Source organism: Dyella dinghuensis, assembly GCF_003977615.1.
In the GTDB taxonomy this organism is placed as follows: Bacteria; Pseudomonadota; Gammaproteobacteria; order Xanthomonadales; family Rhodanobacteraceae; genus Dyella_B; species Dyella_B dinghuensis.
The window spans coordinates 1,214-26,341 of record NZ_RYZR01000002.1; the positions used below are offsets into that span (position 1 = coordinate 1,214).

Annotated in this window: 20 protein-coding genes; 13 read left to right on the forward strand and 7 right to left on the reverse strand. The window is 59.3% G+C overall.

Annotation, left to right across the window (positions count from 1 at the left end; translation table 11 throughout):
• The coding region (locus EKH79_RS19010) for an OmpA family protein (protein ID WP_233590125.1) at positions 1-391 on the forward strand (391 nt) is incomplete at its 5' end.
• Between the two features lie 84 nt (positions 392-475).
• Positions 476-1,222 carry a pseudouridine synthase gene (locus EKH79_RS01140; protein ID WP_126671962.1) on the forward strand — a complete coding sequence of 249 codons (747 nt, stop codon included), beginning with the start codon at positions 476-478 and terminating at the stop codon, positions 1,220-1,222.
• A gap of 43 nt (positions 1,223-1,265) precedes the next feature.
• Here EKH79_RS01140 and kbl read toward each other — a convergent pair whose 3' ends face one another.
• The 4 genes from kbl to EKH79_RS01160 form a co-directional block, all read right to left on the reverse strand.
• On the reverse strand, positions 1,266-2,465 hold the full coding sequence (gene kbl, locus EKH79_RS01145; protein WP_126671963.1) for a glycine C-acetyltransferase: 1,200 nt from the start codon (positions 2,463-2,465) through the stop codon (positions 1,266-1,268).
• 111 nt (positions 2,466-2,576) lie between these two features.
• Positions 2,577-6,233: a DUF748 domain-containing protein gene (locus EKH79_RS01150; RefSeq protein ID WP_126671964.1), complete on the reverse strand. Its 3,657-nt coding sequence runs from the start codon at positions 6,231-6,233 to the stop codon at positions 2,577-2,579.
• 242 nt (positions 6,234-6,475) lie between these two features.
• Complete coding sequence (gene tdh, locus EKH79_RS01155; RefSeq protein WP_199754080.1) at positions 6,476-7,510, reverse strand: L-threonine 3-dehydrogenase; 1,035 nt, start codon at positions 7,508-7,510, stop codon at positions 6,476-6,478.
• Between the two features lie 106 nt (positions 7,511-7,616).
• Positions 7,617-8,312 (reverse strand): hypothetical protein, encoded by a 696-nt coding sequence (locus EKH79_RS01160; protein WP_126671965.1) that lies wholly within the window; start codon positions 8,310-8,312, stop codon positions 7,617-7,619.
• A gap of 127 nt (positions 8,313-8,439) precedes the next feature.
• Between EKH79_RS01160 and miaA the strand changes: the two genes are divergently transcribed.
• The 9 genes from miaA to EKH79_RS01205 all read left to right on the forward strand — a co-directional run bounded on the left by miaA (position 8,440) and on the right by EKH79_RS01205 (position 20,709).
• Entirely contained in the window at positions 8,440-9,381 is a 942-nt protein-coding gene (gene miaA, locus EKH79_RS01165; protein WP_126671966.1) for a tRNA (adenosine(37)-N6)-dimethylallyltransferase MiaA, read from the forward strand.
• Between the two features lie 179 nt (positions 9,382-9,560).
• Positions 9,561-9,842, forward strand: coding sequence for an RNA chaperone Hfq (gene hfq / locus EKH79_RS01170; protein WP_126671967.1), 282 nt, complete (start codon positions 9,561-9,563; stop codon positions 9,840-9,842).
• Positions 9,843-9,848: 6 nt separating this feature from the next.
• Entirely contained in the window at positions 9,849-11,180 is a 1,332-nt protein-coding gene (hflX, locus tag EKH79_RS01175; RefSeq protein WP_126671968.1) for a ribosome rescue GTPase HflX, read from the forward strand.
• 459 nt (positions 11,181-11,639) lie between these two features.
• Positions 11,640-12,725 (forward strand): FtsH protease activity modulator HflK, encoded by a 1,086-nt coding sequence (hflK, locus tag EKH79_RS01180; RefSeq protein ID WP_126671969.1) that lies wholly within the window; start codon positions 11,640-11,642, stop codon positions 12,723-12,725.
• Positions 12,722-13,600, forward strand: a complete 879-nt coding sequence (gene hflC / locus EKH79_RS01185) for a protease modulator HflC (protein ID WP_126671970.1) — start codon at positions 12,722-12,724, stop codon at positions 13,598-13,600. Before hflK ends, hflC begins: the two co-directional genes overlap by 4 nt.
• Positions 13,601-13,604: 4 nt before the next feature.
• The gene (locus EKH79_RS01190) at positions 13,605-13,790 is read left to right on the forward strand and encodes a DUF2065 domain-containing protein (RefSeq protein ID WP_126671971.1); all 186 of its coding nucleotides are present in this window, start codon (positions 13,605-13,607) and stop codon (positions 13,788-13,790) included.
• 81 nt (positions 13,791-13,871) lie between these two features.
• Positions 13,872-15,164 carry an adenylosuccinate synthase gene (locus EKH79_RS01195; protein WP_126671972.1) on the forward strand — a complete coding sequence of 431 codons (1,293 nt, stop codon included), beginning with the start codon at positions 13,872-13,874 and terminating at the stop codon, positions 15,162-15,164.
• A gap of 308 nt (positions 15,165-15,472) precedes the next feature.
• Positions 15,473-16,978 carry a GGDEF domain-containing protein gene (locus EKH79_RS01200; RefSeq protein WP_126671973.1) on the forward strand — a complete coding sequence of 502 codons (1,506 nt, stop codon included), beginning with the start codon at positions 15,473-15,475 and terminating at the stop codon, positions 16,976-16,978.
• A gap of 446 nt (positions 16,979-17,424) precedes the next feature.
• On the forward strand, positions 17,425-20,709 hold the full coding sequence (locus tag EKH79_RS01205; RefSeq protein WP_126671974.1) for a protease pro-enzyme activation domain-containing protein: 3,285 nt from the start codon (positions 17,425-17,427) through the stop codon (positions 20,707-20,709).
• A 658-nt stretch (positions 20,710-21,367) separates the two neighbouring features.
• Here EKH79_RS01205 and EKH79_RS01210 read toward each other — a convergent pair.
• Together EKH79_RS01210 and EKH79_RS01215 are read right to left on the reverse strand one after the other, a co-directional pair.
• Entirely contained in the window at positions 21,368-22,006 is a 639-nt protein-coding gene (locus EKH79_RS01210) for a glutathione S-transferase N-terminal domain-containing protein (protein WP_126671975.1), read from the reverse strand.
• A gap of 134 nt (positions 22,007-22,140) precedes the next feature.
• The gene (locus EKH79_RS01215; protein WP_126671976.1) at positions 22,141-23,049 is read right to left on the reverse strand and encodes a LysR family transcriptional regulator; all 909 of its coding nucleotides are present in this window, start codon (positions 23,047-23,049) and stop codon (positions 22,141-22,143) included.
• Between the two features lie 206 nt (positions 23,050-23,255).
• Here EKH79_RS01215 and EKH79_RS01220 point away from each other — a divergent pair, with 206 nt between their 5' ends.
• Together EKH79_RS01220 and EKH79_RS01225 are read left to right on the forward strand one after the other, a co-directional pair.
• Positions 23,256-23,912, forward strand: coding sequence for a DsbA family protein (locus EKH79_RS01220; RefSeq protein ID WP_126671977.1), 657 nt, complete (start codon positions 23,256-23,258; stop codon positions 23,910-23,912).
• Between the two features lie 4 nt (positions 23,913-23,916).
• Positions 23,917-24,282, forward strand: a complete 366-nt coding sequence (locus EKH79_RS01225) for a nuclear transport factor 2 family protein (RefSeq protein ID WP_158621165.1) — start codon at positions 23,917-23,919, stop codon at positions 24,280-24,282.
• Between the two features lie 18 nt (positions 24,283-24,300).
• Here EKH79_RS01225 and EKH79_RS01230 read toward each other — a convergent pair whose 3' ends face one another.
• On the reverse strand, positions 24,301-24,756 hold the full coding sequence (locus EKH79_RS01230) for a VOC family protein (RefSeq protein ID WP_126671979.1): 456 nt from the start codon (positions 24,754-24,756) through the stop codon (positions 24,301-24,303).
• Positions 24,757-25,128 lie beyond the last annotated feature (372 nt).

Sequence of the window (25,128 nt, forward strand, 5' to 3'; positions counted from 1 at the left end):
CTGCCCGCAGAAGGTTGTGATCGACCTGAAGGGCGTCAACTTCAAGTTCGACCGTCCGAAGAAGGGCGAGACCAACATCGAGCCGACGCTGGCAGTGCCGAGCAGCGACTCGCTGGCCATCCTCGACCAGGCTGTGGACACGCTGAAGCGTTACCCGCAGGTGCATGTGACGGTCGCTGGTTACACCGACGGCGTGGGTACGCCGGCGTACAACCAGGGCCTGTCGGAGCGTCGTGCGAAGATCGTGTACGACTACCTGACCTCGCATGGTATCGACGCAAGCCGTCTGGAAGGTCCGATCGGTCATGGCATGAACGACCCGATCGACACCAACAAGACCGCCGAAGGTCGCGCTCGCAACCGTCGTACGGAACTGCAGGTTCAGCAGTAATCGAACGGCAAGCAACACGAAAAAGCCCGGCACACGCCGGGCTTTTTCTTTGTCCGCGCAAAACCCGAGTAGGCTTGCAAGCCGATGCCCGCACCACGTAACTCGTCGTCCAATCAGGCACGCTTCGGTCTCGCACGCGTGCTCAGCAAGCTTGGCGTGTGTTCACGCAGTCAGGCCGAGCGCGCCGTGCGCGAGGGCAGGGTAAGCGTGGATGGCCGCGTAGTGCTGGATCCGGAACGACCTGCCGATCCCGAGCGTCAACGCATTTTCCTGGATGGCGAGGCTGTATCCGCTGCCAAACGGGTGTACATCGCGATCAACAAACCACGTGGCGTGGTTGTGAGCGCAGCAGACGAACAGGGTCGCGATACCGTGTACGAATTGCTGGCGGCATCCGGTCTGCCATGGCTTGGCCCTGTAGGGCGTCTGGACAAAGCGAGCGAAGGTTTGTTGCTGTTGAGCAACGATAGCGTTTGGGCGGCCCATCTCACCGATCCACGCTTCCACGTCGATAAGACTTACCACGTGCAAATCGACACGATTCCCGACCAGCTCTTGCTGGATCGGATGATTCAAGGCATCGCAGACAAAAACGAAACGCTCGCTGCAAAACGCGTAGCGCTACTGCGTTCCGGCGAGAAAAATGCGTGGCTGGAAGTGGTTCTGGATGAAGGCCGTAATCGGCATATCCGGCGCTTGCTGGAAGCCCAGGGCATCGGTGTACTTCGATTGATTCGGGTAGCCATCGGCAATCTGGCCCTCGGCAATCTCACCAAGGGTCAGTGGCGGCATTTGAGCGAAGAAGAAGTGGCGGCTTTGCAAACGCACTGACGCCGCCAGCTGGCCTCCCCCCGCAAAGAGAGAGGCAACAGGTTCAGGCAGCAATAATGCCCAGCGATCGTGCGACTTTCGTAAACGCGGCAATCGCGCGATCCAGATGTTCGCGTGTATGTGCGGCGCTCATCTGCGTACGAATGCGCGCCTGACCTTGCGGCACGACAGGGTAGAAGAAACCCGTAACGTAAATGCCTTCCTCAAGCAGCCCGGCAGCCATCGCCTGCGCCTTCTTCGCGTCGTACACCATCACCGGCACGATCGGATGCACGCCCGGCTTGATATCAAAACCCGCCTTCGTCATCTGCTCGCGGAAATAACGCGTGTTTTCCTGCACGCGCTCGCGCAAGTCGCCTGCCGAGCCGAGCATGTCGAACACCTTGATGGCCGCTGCGACGACGTGCGGAGGCAAGGAGTTCGAGAACAGATACGGACGCGAGCGCTGACGCAACATCTCGATCACTTCCGCGCGGCCGGTCGTGAAACCGCCCAGGGCGCCGCCTAATGCCTTGCCGAGCGTTCCGGTAAAGATATCGATCTTGTCCATCACGCCATGCACTTCGGCCGAACCGCGGCCGTGCGGGCCGAGGAAGCCTGTGCAATGGCATTCGTCGATGTGCACCAGTGCGTTGTACTTGGCGGCCAGTGCAGTGATCTTGTCGAGTGGTGCGATAAATCCATCCATCGAGAACGCGCCATCGCTGGTGATCAGCTTGGTGCGCGCGCCCGCTGCATCGGCGGCTTTCAACTGCGCTTCCAGATCGGCCATATCGCAGTTTGCGTAACGGAAACGCTTGGCCTTGCACAAACGAATGCCATCGATGATCGATGCATGATTCAACGCATCGGAAATCACGGCATCTTCTTCACCGAACAACGGTTCGTACAAGCCACCGTTGGCGTCGAAACAGGCGGCATAGAGAATCGTGTCTTCCGTGCCGAAGAATTCAGCGATCTTCTTTTCCAGCTGCTTGTGCAGATCCTGCGTGCCGCAGATGAAGCGCACCGACGCCATGCCGAAGCCATGCGTATCCAGCGCATCCTTGGCCGCCTGGATCACGTCGGGATGATCGGCAAGGCCGAGGTAATTGTTCGCGCAGAAGTTCAAAACCCTGCGGCCTCCCTCCAGCTCGATCTCGGCGGACTGCGGCGAGGTGATGATGCGCTCGGCCTTGAACAGGCCCTGTTCGCGGATGGATTCGAGTTCTTGGGCGTAACGCGCCTGGCCGGAGTAGCTCATGGGGACATGCCGAGATGGGGAAAGCGCCAATTGTCGGTCTTTCTGGCGCCGGGGGAAACCATGACTCTCGGAAGGCGGAGCCCGCCGTTGCAGGCGGGTCGTTTGCGGGGCTTAGTGCAAACCGAAGTCGTCGCGCGTTGTCTTGCCCTTGTCGTCGATGCCCTGAGCGTCAAGCTTGGGCGCCAGCACGAACACGCGGCCATCGTCGATCTTGCCATGCATGTATTGGCGCACCGCATCGGCACGCCGCTCGGCAAGATGGCGCAGCGCATCCTGATCGACCACGACGTTGGCTTCCATGAGTTTGATCATGGTGTCCGGCGGCTCCGACTTCGCCAGGCCAACGAGATCGCGCGGCTTCTTGAACTTGTCGTGCTTGTACGCCTTTTCCAGATACTTGTTGTAATCGTCCGTACCCGGTTTCACCGGTGCAGCGGTGGCCGCAGCCGTGCCGATGTCGTCGGCTTCCTCTTTTTGCACCAGGTCATCCACCATTACCTTGCGCAAGCCATCCTGATCGACGGACGGATCGACACGACCAGTGATGTCCAGCTTCAGATCGGGCTTCTTATTGAGAATGTCGACAATCTGCACCAAGCGCGCGTTGGCTTGCGCATCCAGCTTGTCCGAACCGGGCGCAAATTCCACATAGCCCAGATCCTGATTACCGCCACCACCCACCGCGGAAGCCAGCAACCGGAACGGGGCTGTTACTGCGCGCTTGATCAGATTGACGAAGGCCTGCCAGATCACACCACCCAGACTGAAATGCGGATCGTTGAGCGAGCCCGACACCGGCACATGAATATCGATGTTGCCGTTGGAATCCTTCAACAATGCAACGGCGAGTTTCACCGGGAGATGACTCACACCGGGCCCTTCGATGCGATCGCCAAAGGTTAGCTGTGTCAGCACGATGTGATTGTCGGCGTTCAACTTGCCCTGATCGAGTTGGTAATGCACATCCATCGTCAGGCGTCCCTTGGTGATGGGATAGCCCGCGTATTTGCCCGAATACGGCGACAGATGCGTCAGCTCGATATCGTTCGCGCCTGCTTTGATGTCCAGAAACGCAACCGGTGTAAGCGGATTGATCGTGCCGGTGATGTTGACCGGTGAGTTGTTGTCGATCGAACCTTGCAGCGTCACGTCAGCCGGCGTGCCGGTAGTGGCGGTGCCGAATGCACCGATCTTGCCCGCCAGTTGCGTGATGTTGGCGGTGTAATTGGGTTTGATGAAGTTGTCCGTGTAATTGAGGTTGCCGTTGGACAACACGATCTGGCCAATATGAATGTCTGCGGGCGGTGCTGCCGTGGTGCTGGCGCTGGCAACGTTAGCCGTGGTCGACGTGCCGCCACCTGCAGCGCGCGTGACTTCCTTGGGCGGTGGCGGTGCGGTAGCAGCCGGAGCAGGGCCATTCTGTGCGCGCGTCACCGAAACGGGCGCCTCGGCAGGATTGGAAACCACATCCTGGATATTGATACGACCGTTCGCGTTGACGATCACGCGTGCGTAGAAATCATCGAGCCCGATACCGCCGATATCGACCTGCGGCGCACCTTCGCCCATGCGCACCTTCATGTTTGTAAGCGAGAGCGAATTCCAGCGCAGAAAATCATCGTTGGTGACCTTATCGAGCACATGCACACGACTGAGCACGACGCGGCCTTGATAGTTCACCAGCGGATCGGGCTTGTGATCGCGGTAACGCGCGCGTCCATTCAAGCTCAGCAGCGCGGTGTCGACGCGAACATTCAACGGCACCTTCACCAGCGACTCGAAGGGCGCTACGTCCAGACGTGTTGCCACAATACGCAGATCCGCATCTGCAGGTTGCGGCTTCACCGTTCCGTCCACATTGAATTTGCCGCGGCCGATGCCACCGGCAAGATTCAGTTTGATCGGTTTGTGCATATCGTCGGAAAGATTGTCGAGGCCGAATTTGTCGGCTTTGATGACGATATGTCCGTCCTTGTTTGGCAGCGTCGGATCTGTGAACCCGAACGTGCTTCCATCCACACCCAGATGCGTAATGCTCCAATGCCACGGCGGCGATGCCGCTGCTTTGCCGTGACTGGGTGGCGAGGGTTTCATCAAACGCGTGAGATCGATGCTTCCATCCTTCAGACGGCGCGCGTCGATCTTCAAGCCATCCATCGTCACGTTACTGAGCTGCGCGACGCTGCTGCCGAGATCCAGATGTGAGATCTCCGTCGTCAGCGCTTGCCATGTCACGGGTTTGTGTCCGTGCTGATCCAGCGCAAAATTATTCACGACGAGTTTGCTGCCATCCATGGTCAGCTCCATCGTCTTGCTCCAATCGGCCTGCAGATGCATGTCGCCATCGAGCGTGCCGCTGGCGATTTGTGCGTTGAGCATGGAGGGCGCCATGCCCATCAACGGGTCGAGCGCCACGTTGTTCATCGTCACTTCGCCATTGAAGCGACTGGTGCTCATGAACAAGTTGCCGGTGGCGTGCAGGTTGCCGCCATTGAGGCCGGACGTGAGGTCGATGGTGCCCGGTTGCGCAGACACAGTGGAGAGATTGCGGATCGATCCGTTGAGACTGCCTAGCGTCAACCGCGCCGGTTTGTCGCTGGTGAGGTCGGTGTATTCAAGCGCACTGTTCTGCAGGCCGAGCGTATCGATGTGCGCATCGGTGGGCGGCGTCCCCGGCTTCGGCGGTGGTTTGTCCTTGCCGAGCAAGCTATCGAAATTCGTGCGGCCACCCGGCAACTTGGCGTAATGCAGCGTCGCTTGATTAATCTGGATCGTGCCAAAGTGATAACGCGATACCAGCGGTTCGACATCATCCAGTGCTGCGCTGCCGTGTCCCAACTCAAGCAGCTGTCCATTGTCCTGTCCGGTCAACGCAAGGTTGTCTGCTTGCAACTGACCTTTGAGGATCAATTGCTGCGTCGGCTTGGTATCGATGAAATTCAGTTCGAGATGACCCGACAACTGTCCGCTGGGAATTTGTGCCGGAAGCGGCTCGGGTACGTACGCGAGATAGCGCGGCAGATCGAAATGATCCAGCGTAAAACCGATAGTCGACTCGTGGCTATCTGCAAACGGTTTGGTCTGACCTTCAATACGCAACGGACTGCCGTCGACCTGCATGGCGAGCAGCGGCTGCACGAAGATATCGACGTCGTGCGGCAGGTTGGCGATGAACGGAATGCCCAGTTCCAGCTGCGAGATACGATGCGCGGTGTTTTGCACCTTGTCGTCGAACGTAATGTCGCCGTTGTGCACGCTGATGTTGGATAACGCAAAGCGCGCGGGCGACGCATTCGGATCTGCAGGCTTCGCATTGAAGCGCTGGATGATATCGGTGAAGTTGAATTCCTGTGGTCCGGTGCGCGCGATGTGTATCTGCGGCGTTTGCACCAGCAGCTGATCCAGCACCGGCGCCATGTGGAAAACCGAACCCCACGACGCATCCACCACCAACTGGTCCACATCGACGAACGGCGATGTGCCATCACGATCGGCAATATGCAGCTTGTCCACTTCCACCCGCAGGGTGTACGGATTGAAGTGAATGGCACCGATGGAAACCTGGCGGCCTAGCATGGCGCCGAGCCGTGTTTGTGCCTGATTCTTGATGATCGACGGCGCGATGAAGAAGCCGAACAGGCCTACAAGCACCAGGAATATGACAATGACCAGCGCCGTGATGCGCAGGCCGCGCGATCGATATAGGCCCTTCGCGCGTTCGCGCCCAGCCTCGATCATGGAACCAGGGGACGATTTTTGGTTTGCCATAACCACGATGCTCCCGTGACATCGCGGACCGACCGTGCCCAGCAGTGCTAGCCGTGCACATCCGTAAGCCAAATACTCAAGTCGGCACGCCTGTCAGGGAGTGTAACGTGCAGCGTAGGGATTTGCGCAGTGTTGGCGACGCAGTTCATGAACCGCGTCACCGGGAAACGATTTCAAGCGCGGCGCCCGCTCGGTGGGAGAGGGCGCCGTCAGACCCTCAACGTGGAAGAGGGGTCAAACGATCAATGCCAGGAGCAAACGACCTTGCCGCACACGCCGGCATCCATCAGGTCGAAGCCTTTCTGGAAATCGTCGATATGAATCTGGTGCGTCAACACCTTCTGCAGCGGGAAGCCCGACAGCACCATTTGCGTCATCTTGTACCAGGTCTCGTACATGCGACGGCCGTAAATGCCTTGCAGCGTGAGACCCTTGAAGATCACGCGATCCCAATCGATGCCTGCGCCCTTGGGCAGAATGCCCAGCAGCGCGATCTTGCCGCCGTTGTACATGCAATCGAGCATGTCGTTGAAGGCACGCGGATTGCCGCTCATTTCCAGACCGACGTCGAAGCCTTCCATGTGAAGGTCCTTCATCACATCTTTCAGCGACTGATTGGCAACGTTCACCACACGCGTCGCGCCCATGTCGGCGGCAAGTTTCAGGCGGTAATCGTTGACGTCGGTGACAACCACGTTACGTGCGCCGACATGCTTGGCGATACCTGCAGCGATGATGCCGATCGGGCCTGCGCCGGTAATCAGCACGTCTTCGCCGATCAGATCGAATTCCAGCGCGCAATGTGCAGCGTTGCCGTAGGGATCGAAGAACGCCGCCAGTTCCGACGGAATCTGATCCGGAATCGGCCACAGGTTCGATGCGGGCATCGTCATGTATTCGGCGAAGGCACCGTTGCGGTTCACGCCGATACCGACGGTGTTCGGGCACAGATGCTGGCGGCCTGCACGACAGTTACGGCAATGGCCGCAGACGATATGGCCCTCGGCGGAAACGCGGTCGCCAATCTTGTAGCCGGTCACGCCAGGGCCGATTTCCACAATGCGGCCGACGAATTCATGACCGATGGTCAGGCCGGGCTTGATGGTGCGCTGGGACCATTCGTCCCACTTGTAGATATGCAGGTCGGTACCGCAGATCGCGGTCTTTTCCAGTTTGATCAGCACCTCGTTCGGGCCAACTTCCGGTACGGGCACCTCTTCCATCCAGATGCCTTTCTCGGCATGGCGCTTGACCAGGGCTTTCATCGTTTGCGGCATGGGGGATTTCCAAAAACGGGCGGGGAATTTAAGACAAGTCCGCAATTATAGATCGCCAGCCCGCTACCCTGCCTTGACGCACTGCGGCATCAAGGCGCAACGCCCGTTACTGGGCGCCCAGCTGATCGTAGACGCGCTTGAATACGATGGGTTGTTTCAAATCCACCGGCGTCCACGTCTCCGTGACCGTCAGATGTTGGCCATCGGCCGATTTCGCCCAGTCCTGTTCCAGCCGGCTACCGTCGCTGAACTGCATCGTCAAATGCATACCATCCGATGAGACTTGGGTCTGTATTTGTGCCGTGCCGTTGAGCGACGGACGCGTGATGTTGTCGAACTTCGTATCGAGTCGATCGGTATTGTTGAAATCCACCTGCATGTCGGCGGTGCGTTGCTGGATGTTCAACAGTGCATCGTCCGCGAATAGGGGCGGAGTGGGATCCTTCGCCCCTTTGTTCTTGTCGAAGCTGTGGCTTTCTTCATAGTCATGATTGCTGCCGCCACCATGACCGCCACCACCGCCGCCGTGGTGTCCACCGCCCTGGCCGCCAAGCAGGTCACCCACCGTCGACGGCGCTGACCCGTTGTCGCTCGAGGAATGGGCCGAGGGTGACTCTTCGTGCTTTTTTTCGGCGTGATAGCGCTTGTTGATGTCCGCCGCGCCGTCGCTTTGAGCGTCGTTGAGCTGCCACAGGCCCGAGAAATCCGGTGCGGGTGGCGTCGCGGCTTTCGCGTTACCGCAAGAAAGCGATCCCACCGCAAGCACCAGGAACAACGAGCCGGAAAATTTCGATAGCGACATGAGGCGGACTTCAAAAGGAGGTTGAACGATCATTGTGCCCTCATTGACGGAGGGTTTTGCAATCGAACGCGTCACGCGCGTTCCAGTGCACACGCGTGCACGGCTCGAGTGCCGATTAGAATGGGCGATGCCCGTTGATCGCCGACCCCTCGCCATTTTTCTGATGGGCCCGACCGCGTCGGGCAAGACCGCGCTGGCTTGCGCCTTGAGCGAGCAGTTCCCGCTTGGCTTGATCAGCGTCGATTCGGCGCTCGTGTATCGCGGTTTGGACATCGGCAGTGCCAAGCCCGACGCGGCAACGCTGGCGCGTTATCCGCACGCGCTGATCGACATTCGCGATCCCGCACAACCTTATTCGGCTGCCGATTTCAGCGCTGATGCGCAGGCGGCCATGCAACGCGTGCATCAGGCAGGCCAGGTGCCGTTGCTGGTCGGGGGTACGGGGCTCTATTTTCGGGCGCTCCAACGAGGGCTTTCGAGCCTTCCCGAAGCCGATACCGAGATACGTGCAAAGTTGGCTGAAGAGGCCGCCAGCATCGGTTGGGACGGCATGCACCGGCGTCTGGCGGAACTCGATCATGCAGCCGCCGAGCGGATCAAACCGGCCGATGCCCAGCGCATTCAGCGCGCCCTGGAAGTGATCGAGCTGACGGGTCAGCCGCTGAGTACCCAGCAGCAGGGCGGTCGGGGCGAACCTTTCCCGTGGCGAGTGCTCAAGCTGGCCCTGCTTCCCAAGGACCGGGCACCTCTTCATGCCCGAATCGCGAGGCGTTTTGACGACATGCTCCACCAAGGCCTGCTCGAAGAAGTAGCCGCCTTACGCAAACGCGGCGACCTGCGGCCGGACCTGCCCGCCATCCGGGCGGTGGGTTACCGGCAGGCCTGGGAGCACCTGGAAGGCCTCCATGATGCCTCCGAGCTACGCAACAGGGGCATTTTCGCCACCCGGCAGTTAGCCAAGCGGCAGATCACCTGGTTGCGAAGCGAGCTCGACGCCCGCACGTTAGACCCTGAGAGTCCGCTTGTGGCCGCCTGGGCCACCGATGCCGTCCGGCTATTTCTTGGATGACAACCTCGAGGCCATTCTTAAGCGAGGATGTGACCCAGTTTTGTTATCTCTTTGTCATAACTTACAAAACTCTTTCAACCACGATTTAAAAGCGGTTAACATTCAAGCGAACTCGGGCCGGGGCGCCGTTTGGCCCCACATTTCTTCGGCCCATCCGTGGCACGTGGGGGAGAACAACAATGTCAAAAGGGCAATCCTTGCAAGATCCGTTTCTGAACGCTTTGCGCCGCGAGCGCGTACCGGTCGCTATTTACCTGGTCAACGGTATCAAGCTGCAGGGCACGATCGAATCCTTCGATCAGTTTGTCGTGCTGCTTCGAAACCAGGTCAGCCAGATGGTCTATAAGCACGCCATCTCCACAGTGGTCCCGAGCCGGAACGTGCGTGTCGGCAACGGTCATGAAGGCCATGACGGCCATGAGAACCACCTCGAGGCGCACGCGTCGGCCGACGAAGGTTGATCCACTCTGTTTGATAGACAAAAGAAAGGCGAACGAGCCGTATTAGTCCTCCCGCATTCCCGCGGTGAGGGCGATACGGCAGAGCGTGCGGAAGAATTCGTCGAACTGGTGAAGTCCGCTGGCGCAGAAGTGCTGGCGACGATTCCTGCGCGCATCGAATCACCGAATCCCCGTTACTACATCGGCACCGGCAAAGCCGAAGAGGTCGCCGAAGCCGTGCGCGCACTCGATGCGGACCTGGTGCTGGTCGACCATCTGCTCACGCCGGTGCAGGAACGCAACCTCGAGAAGATGCTGAGCACCCGCGTGGTGGATCGCGCCGGGTTGATCCTCGACATCTTTGCGCAGCGCGCCCGTTCCCACGAAGGCAAGATGGAAGTGGAGCTGGCGCAGCTCAAGCATCTCGCTACGCGATTGGTACGCGGCTGGACGCACTTGGATGCACAGCGCGGCGGTGCCATCGGCAACCGCGGTCCCGGCGAAACGCAGCTGGAAACCGACCGCCGCCTGCTTGCCGAGCGCGTCAAAATGCTCAGCAAACGGTTGGAAAAAGTGCAGACGCAGCGCGTGCAGCAACGTCGCGCGCGTTTGCGCAATACCGTGCCGCGTGTGGCCTTGGTGGGTTACACCAACGCCGGCAAATCCACACTCTTCAACAAGCTCACGCAGGGTGAGGTGTACGCGGCGGATCAACTGTTCGCCACGCTCGATCCTACCGTGCGCAAGCTCGACGATCTCAGTTGTGGCCCTGCCGTGATTGCCGACACCGTCGGCTTCATCCGCGAACTTCCACATGATCTCGTCGCAGCGTTCCGCGGCACGCTAGCCGAAGCGCGCGATGCGGATCTGTTGCTGCACGTCAGCGATGCAGCTGACGAAGAACGTGAGCGCCTGCATCGCGTGGTCGATCAGGTGCTGGAAGAAATCGGCGCAGGCGATGTGCCGCAGCTGCAGGTGATGAACAAGATCGACCTTGCCGGTGGCGAGCCGCGCATCGTGCGCGATGCGGAAGGCGTGCCGCAGCAAGTGTGGATTTCCGCAGCCACAGGGCAGGGGCTCGATCTGTTGCGTGATGCGCTCGGCGAAGTACTCGGCGGCGATCGCATTCGCTCCGAACTGCTTTTGCCCTTGTCAGCCGGTCGTCTGCATGCACGACTGCACGCCGCAGGCGCCATTGCCGACGAAGCGGTGGACGAATACGGCTGGCGCTTGCGCATCGATGCACCACGCAGCGTGCTGGCGCCGCTCACCGGCGGCAAAGGCCCGGACATCGAGTTGTTGCGCGATCTACTCGGCAACCCCGACGCAGCCATCGACGCTCCCCAGCTAGACCAGTAACCCTAAATGCTGACCCTTCTCCCTCCGGGAGAAGGTGCCGGCAGGCGGATGAGGGTACGACCGGTAGCGAAACCCCACACGCTGACGCAAGCCCCGAACCCTCACCCCAACCCCTCTCCCGCCGGGAGAGGGGCTAACCACACCCGCTCGTACTTCAATCGTCTTGTTGTGAACCCTTCTCCCTCCGGGAGAAGGTGCCGGCAGGCGGATGAGGGTACGACCGGTAGCGAAACCCCACACGCTGACGCAAGCCCGAACCCTCACTCCAACCGCTGTCCCAAGGGAAGAGGGGCTATCACCACCGCTCGTACCTCAACCGTCTCTGTTAGAATGCGACCGTTTGTGGCCATGCCTTTTCGGCCGCTTGCACGTCTAACGACCCGACACCATGTCCCATTCTGCACAGAGCGTTTTCCGGCCGTTGTTGCCGGCCTCCCAGCGGCCTCAAGGAGACTGACCATGGCCTGGAACGAACCCGGAAACGGGCAACGCGATCCATGGAACAAGAACAAGCGTAGTTCCGGTGGCAAATCGGGCATTGAGACCGCACTCAAGGATTCGTTCAAGCGGATCGGCAGGCTTGGCGGTCCGGGCGGCATCTTCACCATCGTCGGGGCCATCGTCCTGGCCTGGGTGTTGCTGACCAGCTACGCCGTCATCGGTGCGGGGCAGGTCGGCGTGGTGCAGCGCTTCGGTGCCTATGCGCGCACGGTCGGCCCTGGCTTTCACTTCAAGCTTCCGACGCCGATCGAAGCGGTCACGCCCGTCGCCACCTCGCGCGTGCGTGCGTTGTCCGATCAGATTCGCATGTTGACCAAGGACGAGGACATCGTCGCTGTCGATTTCAACGTGCAATACCAGGTCACCGATCCGCAGAAATACCTGTTCAACACGCGCGACCCGGACGGCACGCTCAACGAAGCCGCACAGGCCGCCGTGCGCACCGTGATCGGTGCGCAACAGATGGACACCATTCTCACTGGTCAAAGCGACAACGCCGCGGTGGCGCCTACACTGACGGCGCTTCAGCAGGCCGTGCGCAATCAACTGCAGCACACGCTCGATACGTACAACTGCGGTTTGCAGGTCACCGACGTCAGCTTCCAGACGATTACGCCGCCGCAGGAAGTGAAAGACGCTTTCGATGACGTCAACGCCGCACGCCAGGATCGCCAGGGTGCGATCGATCAGGCGCGCGCCAACACCAGCCAGGAAATTCCGCTCGCCAATGGCGATGCGAAGCGTCTTTCCGCCCAGGCCGATGCTTACAAAGCCGAGCGCATCGCCCACGCGCAAGGCGACGTCGAACGCTTCAACCTGATCCTGAAGGAATACAAAGCCGCGCCGGATGTCACGCGCCGCCGCTTGTGGCTGGAAACGATGGAGCAGGTGCTCAGCACCAACAACAAAGTCATCGACGGTTCCGATGGCCGCAGTGTTATCAACGTCACCAACGAACGCGAAACGCCCGCTACCAACCTGCCGGGCGTCGGAACGATCGCACCGCCCGCCAACGATGATGCGGACAAAGGAAAGCAGCCATGAAAACCACCGCTGCCATCATCATCGTGTTGCTCGTCCTGCTTGGCCTCAACAGCCTCTACACCGTGGACGACGGTCAAACGGTTCTTGTCACGCAGTTCGGCAAAATTCTGCGTACCGACAAGCAGGCGGGTCTGCACGCCAAGGTGCCGTTGGTGCAACAGGCGCTCACGCTCGACAACCGCATCCTTGCCTACGACGGTGCACCGGAGCGTTATGCAACATCCGACAAGCAAAGCATCAACGTCGATTACTACGTAAAGTGGCGCATCGATAACGCGGCCGACTACTACCGCGCAACCGGCGGCGAAGAGTTGCAAGCAGGACAACGTCTCAGCCCCATCGTCAGCAATACGCTGCGCGATATCGTCAATACGCACACCTTGCAGGATCTGGTGGGTGGCGGACAGAACGATCTCACCGCGAACGCTATCCAGCAATCCAACGCACAAGCGCAAAAAACGCTCGGCGTTTCCATTGTGGACGTGCGCATCACCGGTATCGAATTCCCGGATGACATCAAAGCGGCCGTCTACAAGCGCATGCAGACCGAACGTCAGCAGCAAGCCGCGACCATTCGTGCCGATGGCAAGCAGCAGGCCGAAGCGATCAAGGCCGATGCCGACAGCCAGGCGCAGATCATTCGCGCCAATGCGGAAAGCGATGCCGAACGCGTGAAAGGCGAGGGCGATGCCCAGGCCGCGCAGGTCTATGCGCAAGCCGCTTCGCAAGATCCGGATTTCTTCGACTTCTACCGCAGCTTGGAGGCTTACAAGCAAGCCTTCGGCGACGGCAGAGGCACCATCATCCTGAAACCCGATTCGGAATTCCTGCGTTACTTCGGCAATCCTTCACCCGCGCCGGCGGGGCGTCGCTGACGCCATGCCGCGCGATTTCTACGCTGCGCTTTGCCTTGTGCTGGTCATCGAAGGCCTTGTGCTTTTCGCAGCGCCGAAAGGTTGGCAAAACATGATGCGCGAGGCTCAGAAGCTGGACCCGCGCACCATACGCATCTTCGGTGCGGCGGCTATCGGCCTGGGTCTGTTAACGCTGCAGTTTGTGCACTAACACTTTTCACCGCGCGGTAACCAATGCGCGCGATAGTTTCCCCGTTCCGCCGATCGGAACGTCTTTAGAGCGAGAAATATCATGGGCAAGTCAGTCGTAATTCTTGGCGCACAGTGGGGCGACGAAGGCAAAGGCAAAATCGTCGACCTGTTGACCGAACGCGTAGGCGCCGTCGCGCGCTTCCAGGGTGGTCACAACGCCGGCCACACCCTTGTCATCAAGGGCAAGAAGACCGTGCTGCACCTGATCCCATCGGGCATTCTGCGCGACGACGCGCTATGCCTCATCGGTAACGGCGTCGTGCTGTCGCCCGCCGCGCTCAAGCAGGAAATCGAAGAGCTCGAAGCGCAAGGCGTCAACGTGCGTCCGCGACTGAAAATCAGTCCGGCAACGCCGCTGATCATGCCGTACCACATCGCCGTCGATAAGGCGCGCGAAATCGCTGCCGGCGGCAAAGCCATCGGCACCACCGGCCGCGGCATCGGCCCGGCGTATGAAGACAAAGTAGCGCGCCGCAGCGTGCGCGTCGCCGATCTGATGTATCCGCACGAACTGCCCGGCCTGATCAAAACCGCCGTCGAATACCACAACTTCATCCTCACGCAGTGGTTGAAGGCCGAGCCGGTCGAATATCAAAAGGTGCTCGACGACGCACTCGCCTACGGCGAATTCATTCGCCCGATGGTCGACGACGTCGCCACCATCCTGCACGACGTGCGCAAGGAAGGCGGCAACATCCTGTTCGAAGGTGCGCAGGGTGCATTGCTCGATATCGATCACGGCACGTATCCGTACGTCACATCCAGCAACACCACCGTCGGCGGCGCACTCGCCGGTACCGGTGTCGGCGCGGGTGATATCGACTACGTGCTGGGCATCTGCAAAGCTTACGCAACGCGCGTCGGCGGCGGTCCGTTCCCCACCGAACTCAACGATGAAATGGGTGAACGCCTGCGCAAGGTCGGCAACGAATTCGGCGCCAGCACCGGTCGTCCGCGCCGTTGCGGCTGGATCGATCTGGTTGCGCTGAAACGCGCCGTGCAGATCAACGGCATCAACGGCCTCGCCATCACCAAGCTCGACGTGCTCGACGGCCTGGAAACCATCAAGGTCTGCATCGCATACGAATACCGCGGCAAGCGCCGCGAACTCGCGCCGCTCGATGCCGACGGCTGGGCGGAATGCAAACCCGTCTACCTCGAATTCCCGGGCTGGGAAGAATCCACCTGCGGTATCCGCGACTGGAACAAACTGCCGCCGGCAGCACGCGCCTACCTGCGCGCCGTCGAAGAACTCTCCGGCTGCCATCTCGCCCTCGTGGCGACCGGCGCGGACCGTGAAGACACGATTGTGCTGGACGATCCATTCGCATAAGCCTTAGCCGCATGTGGCATCCCATAAGAAGGGCCCTCTCGCGAGGGCCCTTTTTTTGCCGTGAAAAATGGGGCGTTACGCGCGAGAAATTATTCAGGACCCTTAAGGCCCATAACTTGCTTAATGACTTAACAGCCTCGCCAACGCCCCGGCGGAAAGCAAGGTTGGCAGGTCCGCGGGCGTTATATATCCCCGCAATTTGCCGATAAGTGTATTTAACAGGACATGGGCTCCGTTCCACGAATGTGACGCAGAAGGTCCATAAATGCTGCGTCGCATCCGATGCCCCGTTTTAAGGGAGAGGCTTCTTGCGCGTCGTTTTGCTGCTCGTACTGCTGCTGATATCCCATCTTGCTCTGGCGAACTGGAGCGGCCATGCGGAAGACGCGTGGCCGCAGTTGACCATGTTGGCGGTGCAGGCGACGGCACTGTGGGCGGTATTCACGCGCTACCGGCGTAGCCCGGCGCTGATCCGGTTGCCATGGCTGTTGCTGGCGCTGGCCGTCCTGATGCAAGTGCTGTGGGGAAGCACCAACCTGCTTACGACGGTACTGGGTGACAAGGGTGGTTACCTGTCCGCACTCGCCACAGTGTTTTCCAGCATGTACCTGATCCCATGCATGTTCATGGTGTCGCGCTCCTTCGTGCGAGATGAACCCCGCGTCGTGGCCGCGCTGGACCTGGCCATGGCGTGCGTGATCGCGATACTGCTGTATGAGTTCTTCACGCACATGCTGAGCGGGCCGCTCGCCAAAGATCCCAGCAGTATCTACGTAGTGGTCTACGACGCGGACGCGATCGATTTTTCGCTCGCCATCATGGCCATTCTGCGCTTGCTGGGTGCGCGCAGTTTTCGCTGGCGTTTCTTTTACTACGCAGCCAGCAGTTATTTGCTGGTCAACGCCATCGTTGCAACCATCTATAACCGCGTAGAAATGCAAGGCCTGCCCTGGTGGGCCGGATCGTTGATCGATATTCCTCACGCATTGCTGGCGCTGGTAGCGATACGACAACCGCCGCGCTGGTTGCGCGCTTACCATCCGTCGCTGGGCGTATCGCAAACCATCGCATCGTTTGCACCGATCATCCTGTCGATGATGGTCGTCGTACTCGGCTTCAGCGTCACGCGATTCAGCTTTGTTGTCGGCCTGGTGACGGGCTGCGCATCCGTACTGTTTTACGGCTTGCGCGTGGCATTTATCCAAGCCCGACATATGGACATGCAACGCGCCGGCGACTTGAGCGCGTTGCGTCTGGAGCAACAGGTGGGACGCGACCCGCTCACAGGCATCGCCAACCGCGTGACACTCGATACGCGTCTACGCGAAGCCATGCAGGAAGGACAGCGAACAACCCACTACTGCGCGGTGTTGATGATCGACATCGATTTCTTCAAGCAATACAACGACAGCCTGGGCCACATCGCCGGCGACGCATGCCTGGTCAAAGTAGCTTCTGTGTTGAGCAGTCAGCTGCGCGCGCGCGATTCGGTCGCGCGCTACGGCGGCGAGGAATTTGTTGTCGTGCTGATGGATGCCAATGCGGAGGCTGCCGTCGAAGCAGCAAAGCGCATGACCGGCGCCATCGAACGTTTGAACATCCCGCATCCGCTCAGCCCTTACGAACGGATCACAGTGAGCATCGGTATCGCCACGCAGGCAGCCGACACTCCCATGGATCCCGTGTTCCTGCTGGAAGAATCCGATCGGGCGCTTTACATGGCGAAGAAAAATGGCCGGGATCGCGTGGAAGTGGCCGATAAATCAGCGCATGACTTAACGGTGGGCTGGAACAGGTTCGATATAGTCAAATAGTTTTTCCACACAGTCGACAACTTGTCGCGGCGCGTGTTGTAAGTGCCTGGATACTTCGCATCGTAGAACGCATCCTTACCGGGCCGCCTAGTGGTCGTGGTCCGCACTTCTTTGCCGTGCCAGGATTTTGTCGACGGGGCTGGTTCGTAGCAACGGCTGCCGAGCTTTTCTACGCTGAAGTCACGATGGATATCTAAAAGGCCAGGAATTTGGACGGCCGTTCTACAAGAAGCTGTAAACGGGCATTTCGACAGAAGTGCGTGAGCAAACGGCGAGAATTTGGTGAGTGCAAATCGCAACTTCCCGCTATAGCGTCTGTGGGTTCGGTCGCTGAAGAGGGGGCGGCCGCGCAAGACGTCACGAAGGGCTAGTTCGGGAGACGTGAGGACGCATGCGTCCTGCGTGGCCATCGGCGGCGTCTCTCATTTTCCCTCGGGGAATGTCTCATGTTTATTGAAAGCCGCCATCGGCCATGGTGCATAGCTTTGGCCGTAACGCTGGGGAGTGTGGTATCACCCGTGTGGTCTGCAGCCACACCACAAGCAACGAATGCTTATCCGGACTATCAGCCGGACAGCCCACGAATCAATGCCGCGATAGACAACAGCAACCTGGTTACCGTACAGGGTAGTCGCCCGGCGTTGGCGGTAGCCAAATACGACAAGGGTCCGCTGCCTTCGTCGCAGCTGATTCGCAATGTCACGCTGCTGCTGAAGCGAAGTGATGAAAAACAGAAGCAGGCAGACGCCTACTCGGCGCAACTGACCAACCCGAGCTCACCCTATTTCCATCATTGGTTGACGCCCGCGCAGATCGGTCAGATGTTTGGACCGGCACAGTCGGACGTCAACAAAGTGACGCAATGGATCAAGTCACAGGGCTTGACCGTCACTTCTGTATCGCCGACCGGAATGACCATTCACTTCTCCGGCACCGCCGGTGCACTGGGTAACGCATTTCATACCAGCCTGCACAGCTACTCAGTCAACGGTGAGCAGCATTTCGCCAATGCCGGTGCAGAACAGATTCCGGCTGCGCTGCAGGCGGTGGTGCAGAATGCGGTTCCATTGCACAACTTCTTTCCGAAGCCGCTCTATCACAACGTCGGATTGGTGAAGAAAGACAAGAATAGCGGGCGGTGGCAGACCGCGACGAAGGATGCGTCAGCACCGAATTTCACCGTGCCACCGGGAACGAACTCCGGCACGGCTTATGACGTCGCACCGGCGGACTTCAATACGATCTACAACGTCAATCCGCTCTGGCAGCAGGGCACGCCGATTCGCGGTGCGGGACAGACGGTGGTCGTGTTAGAGCAGTCGGATGTGCTGCCGGGCGATATCCAGACGTTCCGCCAGGCATTCCTGCCAGCCAATGCCACCGGTACGGTGAGCTATATCCATCCGCTTCTCTATCCGGCAGATACCAGTTGCCCTGATCCGGGCGAGGTATATCCGGACGAAGGCGAGGCGGCGCTTGATGCGGAGTGGGCCGGTGCGGCCGCACCCGACGCGAACATCGTGGTGGCATCGTGCAGCGATGCAGGCGGAGCCACGTTTGCCCCGTTCCAGGCGGCGGAAAACATCACTCTTGGTACGGATAGCCGCTTCGCGGTGATGCCGGCGATCCTGAGCCTGAGCTACGGCGAATGTGAGCCGGAAGGCTTGGTGGATGGCAACGCCAGTTACGCCGGCTTCCTCTGGCAGACAGCCTCGATGGAGGGCGTGACGGTATTCGTTTCGTCCGGCGACGCGGGTGCAGTGGCGTGCGATCAAGGCTCGGAAGTCTCCTTCCAGGGTACGACGGTAAACGGTTTGGGTTCCACGCCGTATAACGTTTCGGTGGGCGGTACCGATTTCCATGATCTGAACGAGACGAGCAAGTACTGGACGTCGACCAATCTGCCTCTGGATTCGTCTGCCATCAGCTACGTGCCGGAGATGACCTGGAACGACTCGTGCGCAAGCAGCGTCATCTATCCCTTGCTCGGTTTCGGCAGTGCAGTGGAATCCTGCAACAGCCTTACCCCGGCGCAGCAGCAGGCATTCTTGAATACCGTTGGCGGTGGTGGCGGTGCCAGCACCAACTGGTATCAGCAGCCATGGCAAACAGGTGTGTACGGCATCAGCAACTACAACTTCCGCACCATGCCGGACGTGTCGTTGTTCGCAGCCAATGGCCTGTTCGGCCACGCGCTGGTGTATTGCATGTCCGATCCGAACGTCGGCGGCACGACCTGCGACTACAGCCAGCCCGATGATGTGTATTTCAACAGCGCGGGCGGCACGTCATTCGCCGCGCCTGCGATGGCAGGCGTCCAGGCGTTGATCAACCAGGCGGTGGGACGGACCGGCGGTAATTACCTGCTTCCCGGCACCGGCAATATTCTGCCGGCGTTGTACTCGATTGCGACCAAGGAATACGGCACCAATGGCTCGCCGAACACCGCGATGCTGGCGGCGTGCAACGCCTCCAATGGTGCAGCGATCAATACCCAATGCGTATTCAACGACATCACCGTGGGCGATAACGCCGAAGTCTGCCTGGCCGGTTCCCGGGATTGCTATTCGGGTGCAGGCGTGGAGCAGTTTGGCATTTCCAGTAACGGTGGCGCGACCACGCTGGCACCTGCCTGGATGACCAATGCTGGCTACGACAATGCGACCGGCCTGGGTAGCGTCAACGTGACCAACCTGGTCCACGCAGTGGCCAAGTTCTATCAGCCATTCCAGCGCGGTTACGTAGCTCCGTACGACTTCATGTCCGGATCCAACGGCGTCGGCGATGGATTCAGCGATATAGCGCTGGTGGATCCGGTCAAGGGCACTCTGACCTCGCTGGGCATGAAGGGGTCGGTGGTTGTGCAGAAAGTGAGCCAGTCGATTGCCCCTGGTTATAGCATCGGTGCCATCGGCAATATTCTTGGTGACAACGGTGTTGGCCAGCTGGCATGGACCGGCCCGGACAACCGTCTGTATTTGTGGGACGGCAACGGTACCGGTAACTATTTTCCGATGCCGATCGGTAACGTTTATGCCGCAGGATGGAAATTGATCGGTTCGGGTACGCCCGATGGCAGCAAGCAATCGCAGCTGTTCTGGTTCAACGCGACGATGCATCAGTTCGGCTGGTGGAAGGTCGCCTACAACTGGTCCACGTTTACCTATGAAGCGACCATCTCGCCAATCACCACCGTAGCCGCGGATTATGTTCCGACCCTGGCCGATGTGAACGGTGATGGTTACGCCGATATCGTGTGGACCAGCACGACCGACAACAGCGTCTATGTGTGGATCAATGACCAGCAGGGCGGATTCGTCGATCACCGTATCGCCGATCATCCGGCCGGTTTCGTGCTGTTTGGTGCAGGTGATGTCAATGGCGACGGCAATACCGACCTGATCTGGACCAATCCTTCCAGCAATCAGATGTCGTGGTGGCTGATGGATGGTTTCACGGTGCTGTCGCAACAGACAGTCAGTGTTGCTCCTGGCTATACCATGTCGAGCATTGCCGATTACGACGGCGATGGCCTGGCAGACATCCTGTGGGTGGGTAAGGCAGGCGACGTCTACGAGTGGCAAAGCAATGGCAGCAGCTTCCAGTCTTTCCGGGTTGCCGACGCTGCGGGCAATCCGCTGGTGATCCCGGCTGGTACGCAGGTGCAGACGAGCCGTCTACAAGGCTCGGCGACGGGTGGTGAAAACACCAGCGTTGGCTCAAGCCACTAACGTTGCTTCAAAGACATGTTTGAAAGGTGGCCGGGTAACCGGCCACCTTTCTGTTGGTGCGTATGGGGCTTTCATGATGGTTGTGCTGAAAGACGAAATAAGCTTTCATTTAGATGGTCCGTGAGGTCTCGGATGAATTCCAAGGAACGCTAGAAACAAAACGAGGAACACCGTAAATTCACGGCCTTTGCGGGGCAAGCCGGCTTCACTTTTGTCGAAGGATAGTTGGAGCCGCAACCTTATCCATCCCCTGATCTGTAATTGGATTGGATGGGACATGGCCGACGCGCGTTTGAGCTGACTAACCTAAATCCCAAGACTTCGCACTATGGAACTGAAAAACGGAGTCAGGGTTACTTCTTGCGCGCTGGCCGGCCGCCACATGGCGAACGTGGAACGCAAAAGGCATTGGCGCATCGTGCGCTCTGTTCTCGGATTCTTACACATGGTCGCTGAATTCGCAGCGAGCTTTGCAAGCTACGGCTGCGCAGGCTGTTTCGTCAGTATCCTGCGTGGATGTGTTCGTTTTGTTTATCCCCGCAAATATTGTGAAAACACTTAGACGATCAACCAAGTTGTCAGCTGACGTTTTGAAAACGCAATCCGACCTCGACTTTTATACATGTCGACACGCATTCCGCGCGCGTCGCGTACGAGTTCAACTAACGCTGGTGTCCTGCAAAACATCCATGCCCTTGATGACGCCCGGACGCTCGGCAAGTTTCGTCATCCAGCGATCCATCGACGGGCGTTTGGCGCGAGCGTCACTGAGCAAGGTGGGATTGTTGGTGATCGCGGCAACGACCCACGGATAAATGGCAATGTCGGCGATGCTGTAGTCGTCGCTGCCGACATAAACCGATTGCGACAGGCGTTGTTCCAGCACGTCGAGCAGGCGGTTGGATTCTGTGAGATATCGATCTATGGCGAGTGGCATGCGTTCCTTCGCGCGGTTGGCAAAGAAGCCTAGTTGTCCGAACATCGGTCCAATGCCACCCACTTGCCAGTTCAACCACTGCAAGGTGGTGTAGCGCGCTGCGCCGCTCGCGGGGAGCAGCTTTCCCGTTTTCTCTGCGAGGTATTGAAGAATGGCTCCGCTCTCGAAGAGCGTTACGCTGTTTTCCCCGTCGACCATGGCCGGGATCTTGCTGTTTGGCGACAGGGCTACGAAGTCCGGCAGAAATTGCTCGTCGCGGGTGATGTCTACGGGATGCACCACATAGGGCAGTTGCAGCTCTTCGAGCGCGATGACCGGCTTTCGCCCGTTGGGTGTTTTCCAGGTGTACAGATCGATCATGGCTTCCTCGATGAACAGTGGTTCTGATGGGCCTCCATCGTAGTTATTGCAATGCCACGCATAAATCCGGCGTGAAACACTTCAGTTGATACCTGGCGTAACAAGTTGCCTGGGCCTTTGCGCGGCCGCCGCCATCAGGGCACTTTCTGCACCAGAAAATCGATGAAGCTGCGCACGCGTAGCGGTACATGGCGGTTGTGCGGGTAGAGCAGGCTAAAAGGCCGCGACCGGCCACCGAACGGCTGTAGCACCGCTACGAGACGGCCCTCGCGCAGATCGTCTTCAACGATAAAGCGATACGTCTGGAACAAACCGGCGCCGTAGCGCGCGAGCGTGACGCCGCCGAGCACGTCTTCGGAAAGTATGTAACCACCGTCGCCGGCGATTTCGATCTTCTCGCCTTGATCCTGAAAGAGCCAGGGAATGCGGCGGCCGCTGCTGGGAAGGTCGAACTGGATGCACTCGTGCCGGGCTAGATCGTCCAGTGTGGTTGGCGTGCCGCGTCGAGCCAGATAGTCGGGCGCGGCCACGACGACCAGTTCCGCATCTTCAAGGTGGCGAACGATCAGGCCGGAATCGGCGGGGGCGCGAACGCGAATGGCAAGGTCGAAGCTTTCGTCGGAGAAATCGACGTTGCGGTTGCTCACGTGGACATCCAATTGCACCTCTGGATGGCGCTCTCGAAACTCCGGCAGCAATGGCAATAGCCGATAGTGCGCGTACGTGGTCGGCACGCTGATGCGCAGCGTACCGACCGGCCGAAGTTGCTGGCCTGTTGCCATTCGCTCTGCTTCGATCAGCTGGGTCAGTGCTTGCCGGCACTCTTCGAAATAGGCGCGGCCCACGTCGGTGAGGCGAATCTGCCGCGTGGTTCGAACGAACAGGCGAACGCCCATGCGTTCCTCCAGGCGCCCGACCGAGCGGCTGACGGCGGCAGGCGTCACGCCAGCTGCCGATGCGGCCGCGGTGAAACTACCGAGCTCTCCTGCCAGACAGAACAGCTCGATGCTACCCAGCAATACATCATCAAACTGGCGACGCATGATTCATTACGCCACGTATCAACTGAAGTGCATTGAACCATATTTATCGCGTGGGAACGCGGGAATACAGTGGTTTTCGTGTTCGAGCGACGCGCGACGGCGGTGGGCAAATGCCGCAGCGCGGTGCGTCGATCATCCATCCATGGCTGGTGTTCAGCGCGCGCGCCGGACCCAGCGCAATCGAGACATTAATAGAGGAAATAAGCATGAAACTGGTTTTGATCGCCGATCCCATGTGTTCCTGGTGCTACGGATTCGGCAAGGAAGTGACGGAGCTGCGCGAGGCCATTCCCGGACTTGAGCTGCAGGTGGTCGTGGGCGGCCTTCGCCCTGACGAAACATCGGTGATGCCCAGGAACCAGCGTACTGCTCGCCTGGAGCACTGGTCGCGCGTCGAGGCGGCGAGCGGGCTCCCGTTCAATCGCGAAGCGTTCCTTGCCAACGACAACCTGGTCTACAACACCGAGCCCGCGTGCCGCGCCGTCGTGACCGCCCGGCGACTGGCTCCTGAAGCTGACCAGCTTGCGGTGCTTCGTGCCATCCAGCGCGCGTTTTACGTCGACGGACGCGACATCACGAAGGGTGAAGTACTCGCAGACGTTGGCGCTGGTGCATTGTCCGGGCAAGGCTATGCGACCACGCCGGATGAATTCCTCAAGGCGTGGCAATCGGCAGAAGCGATGGACGAAACGCGTGGCGATTTCCTGCAAGCGCGACGCTGGGGTATTTCCAGCTTTCCTTCGCTGCTGATCGAAGATGCCGACAAGCTCTACAGCGTGGCGCCGGGCTACGTCGACGCAAAACAGCTTATCTCGCGTGTGCGCACGGTGGCCGGATCGCGTCTGAATGCGATGGCAGGCTGAGTCTATGCATGACGATCAAGCCGTGCTCGACCTGGTGAGCAAATATCTTCGCAGTGTGTATGAAGGAAACACGCATGGACTGCGCGAAGTGTTTCATCCGAACGCGCGCGTCGAAGACGTGGTCACCGGAAGCTTCCGCTCACGTTCTGCCGATCAATATATCGAAGCGGTTGGCTCGCGGCAGAGTCCTTTGGCGGCGGGTGAGACGTTCACCATGGCGCCGAGGGCTATCGAAGTGCTCGGCGATATGGCCACAGTCACGGCGGAGCTACACTTTCTCGGCAACCACTTCTACAACGTGCTTTCCCTGCTTCGTTGCGAGGGTCGCTGGTTGATCATGCACAAGCTTTTCGGTTCCGCAGACCGATAGCGTAATGAGTGGCGTGCGCTAACCGTAGGTGAAGTCCGGCTTGCTCTGTCCGACCTCGATAATGTAACCGTCGGGATCGCGGATGTAGCAGCGCGTCTCGCCGTACTTCTCCTTCGGCTCCGTGATGAACTCGGCGCCCCGGCTTTTCCATAACTTGTAGCAGGCATGAATATCCGCAACGCGGATATTCATGAAGCTGCTGATCTTGTCCGGATCGGCGAGGACGCTGAGCGTTACAGACGGCTTGTCGGGCGTCGGTCCGCCACCCACATTGACCAGCAGCCACGTATTCGCGATCTGAATGTAACCCGGTGCGCCCTTGCCGTCGCCGTGACTGAGAATGCGACCACCGAAGACCGTTTCGTAGAAGCGAGCCGATCGTTCTATGTCGGCGACCGTGAGGAAATGCGCGACGCTGATCCCTTCCCGCGGCGGCATCTCATAGTCCTTCTGTTCGATGTGTACGCTGTTCATTGGCTACTCCAATTTCGATGTGCCAAAGCGCTCTTGCGGCAAAAACGCGACGCACGCAGCAGCGAGGGCATCGATCACGCCTTTTTCCCATTCGGGCGTTAGTAGGCAATCGTTATTAATCCAACGCCATTTACGATAAAAACATACGTGTGAGTAGGAAGATATTGCACGATGGTATTGAGCGGTCGGCAGGTTGCATTGAGCCGTTCGAATGAAGGATGGTGCCAGCTAAGCCACCCAGGAAAAACAAAACACCTTTAACCGGACTGGTCCTGCGGTGTTCTGACCTCTTACCCTCCGTCGTTCGCTCAAGCTGGAACATCTACGTTTAAGGTAATCTGGCGCTTGAGTTCCGCTTTCGACCCGAAGTGG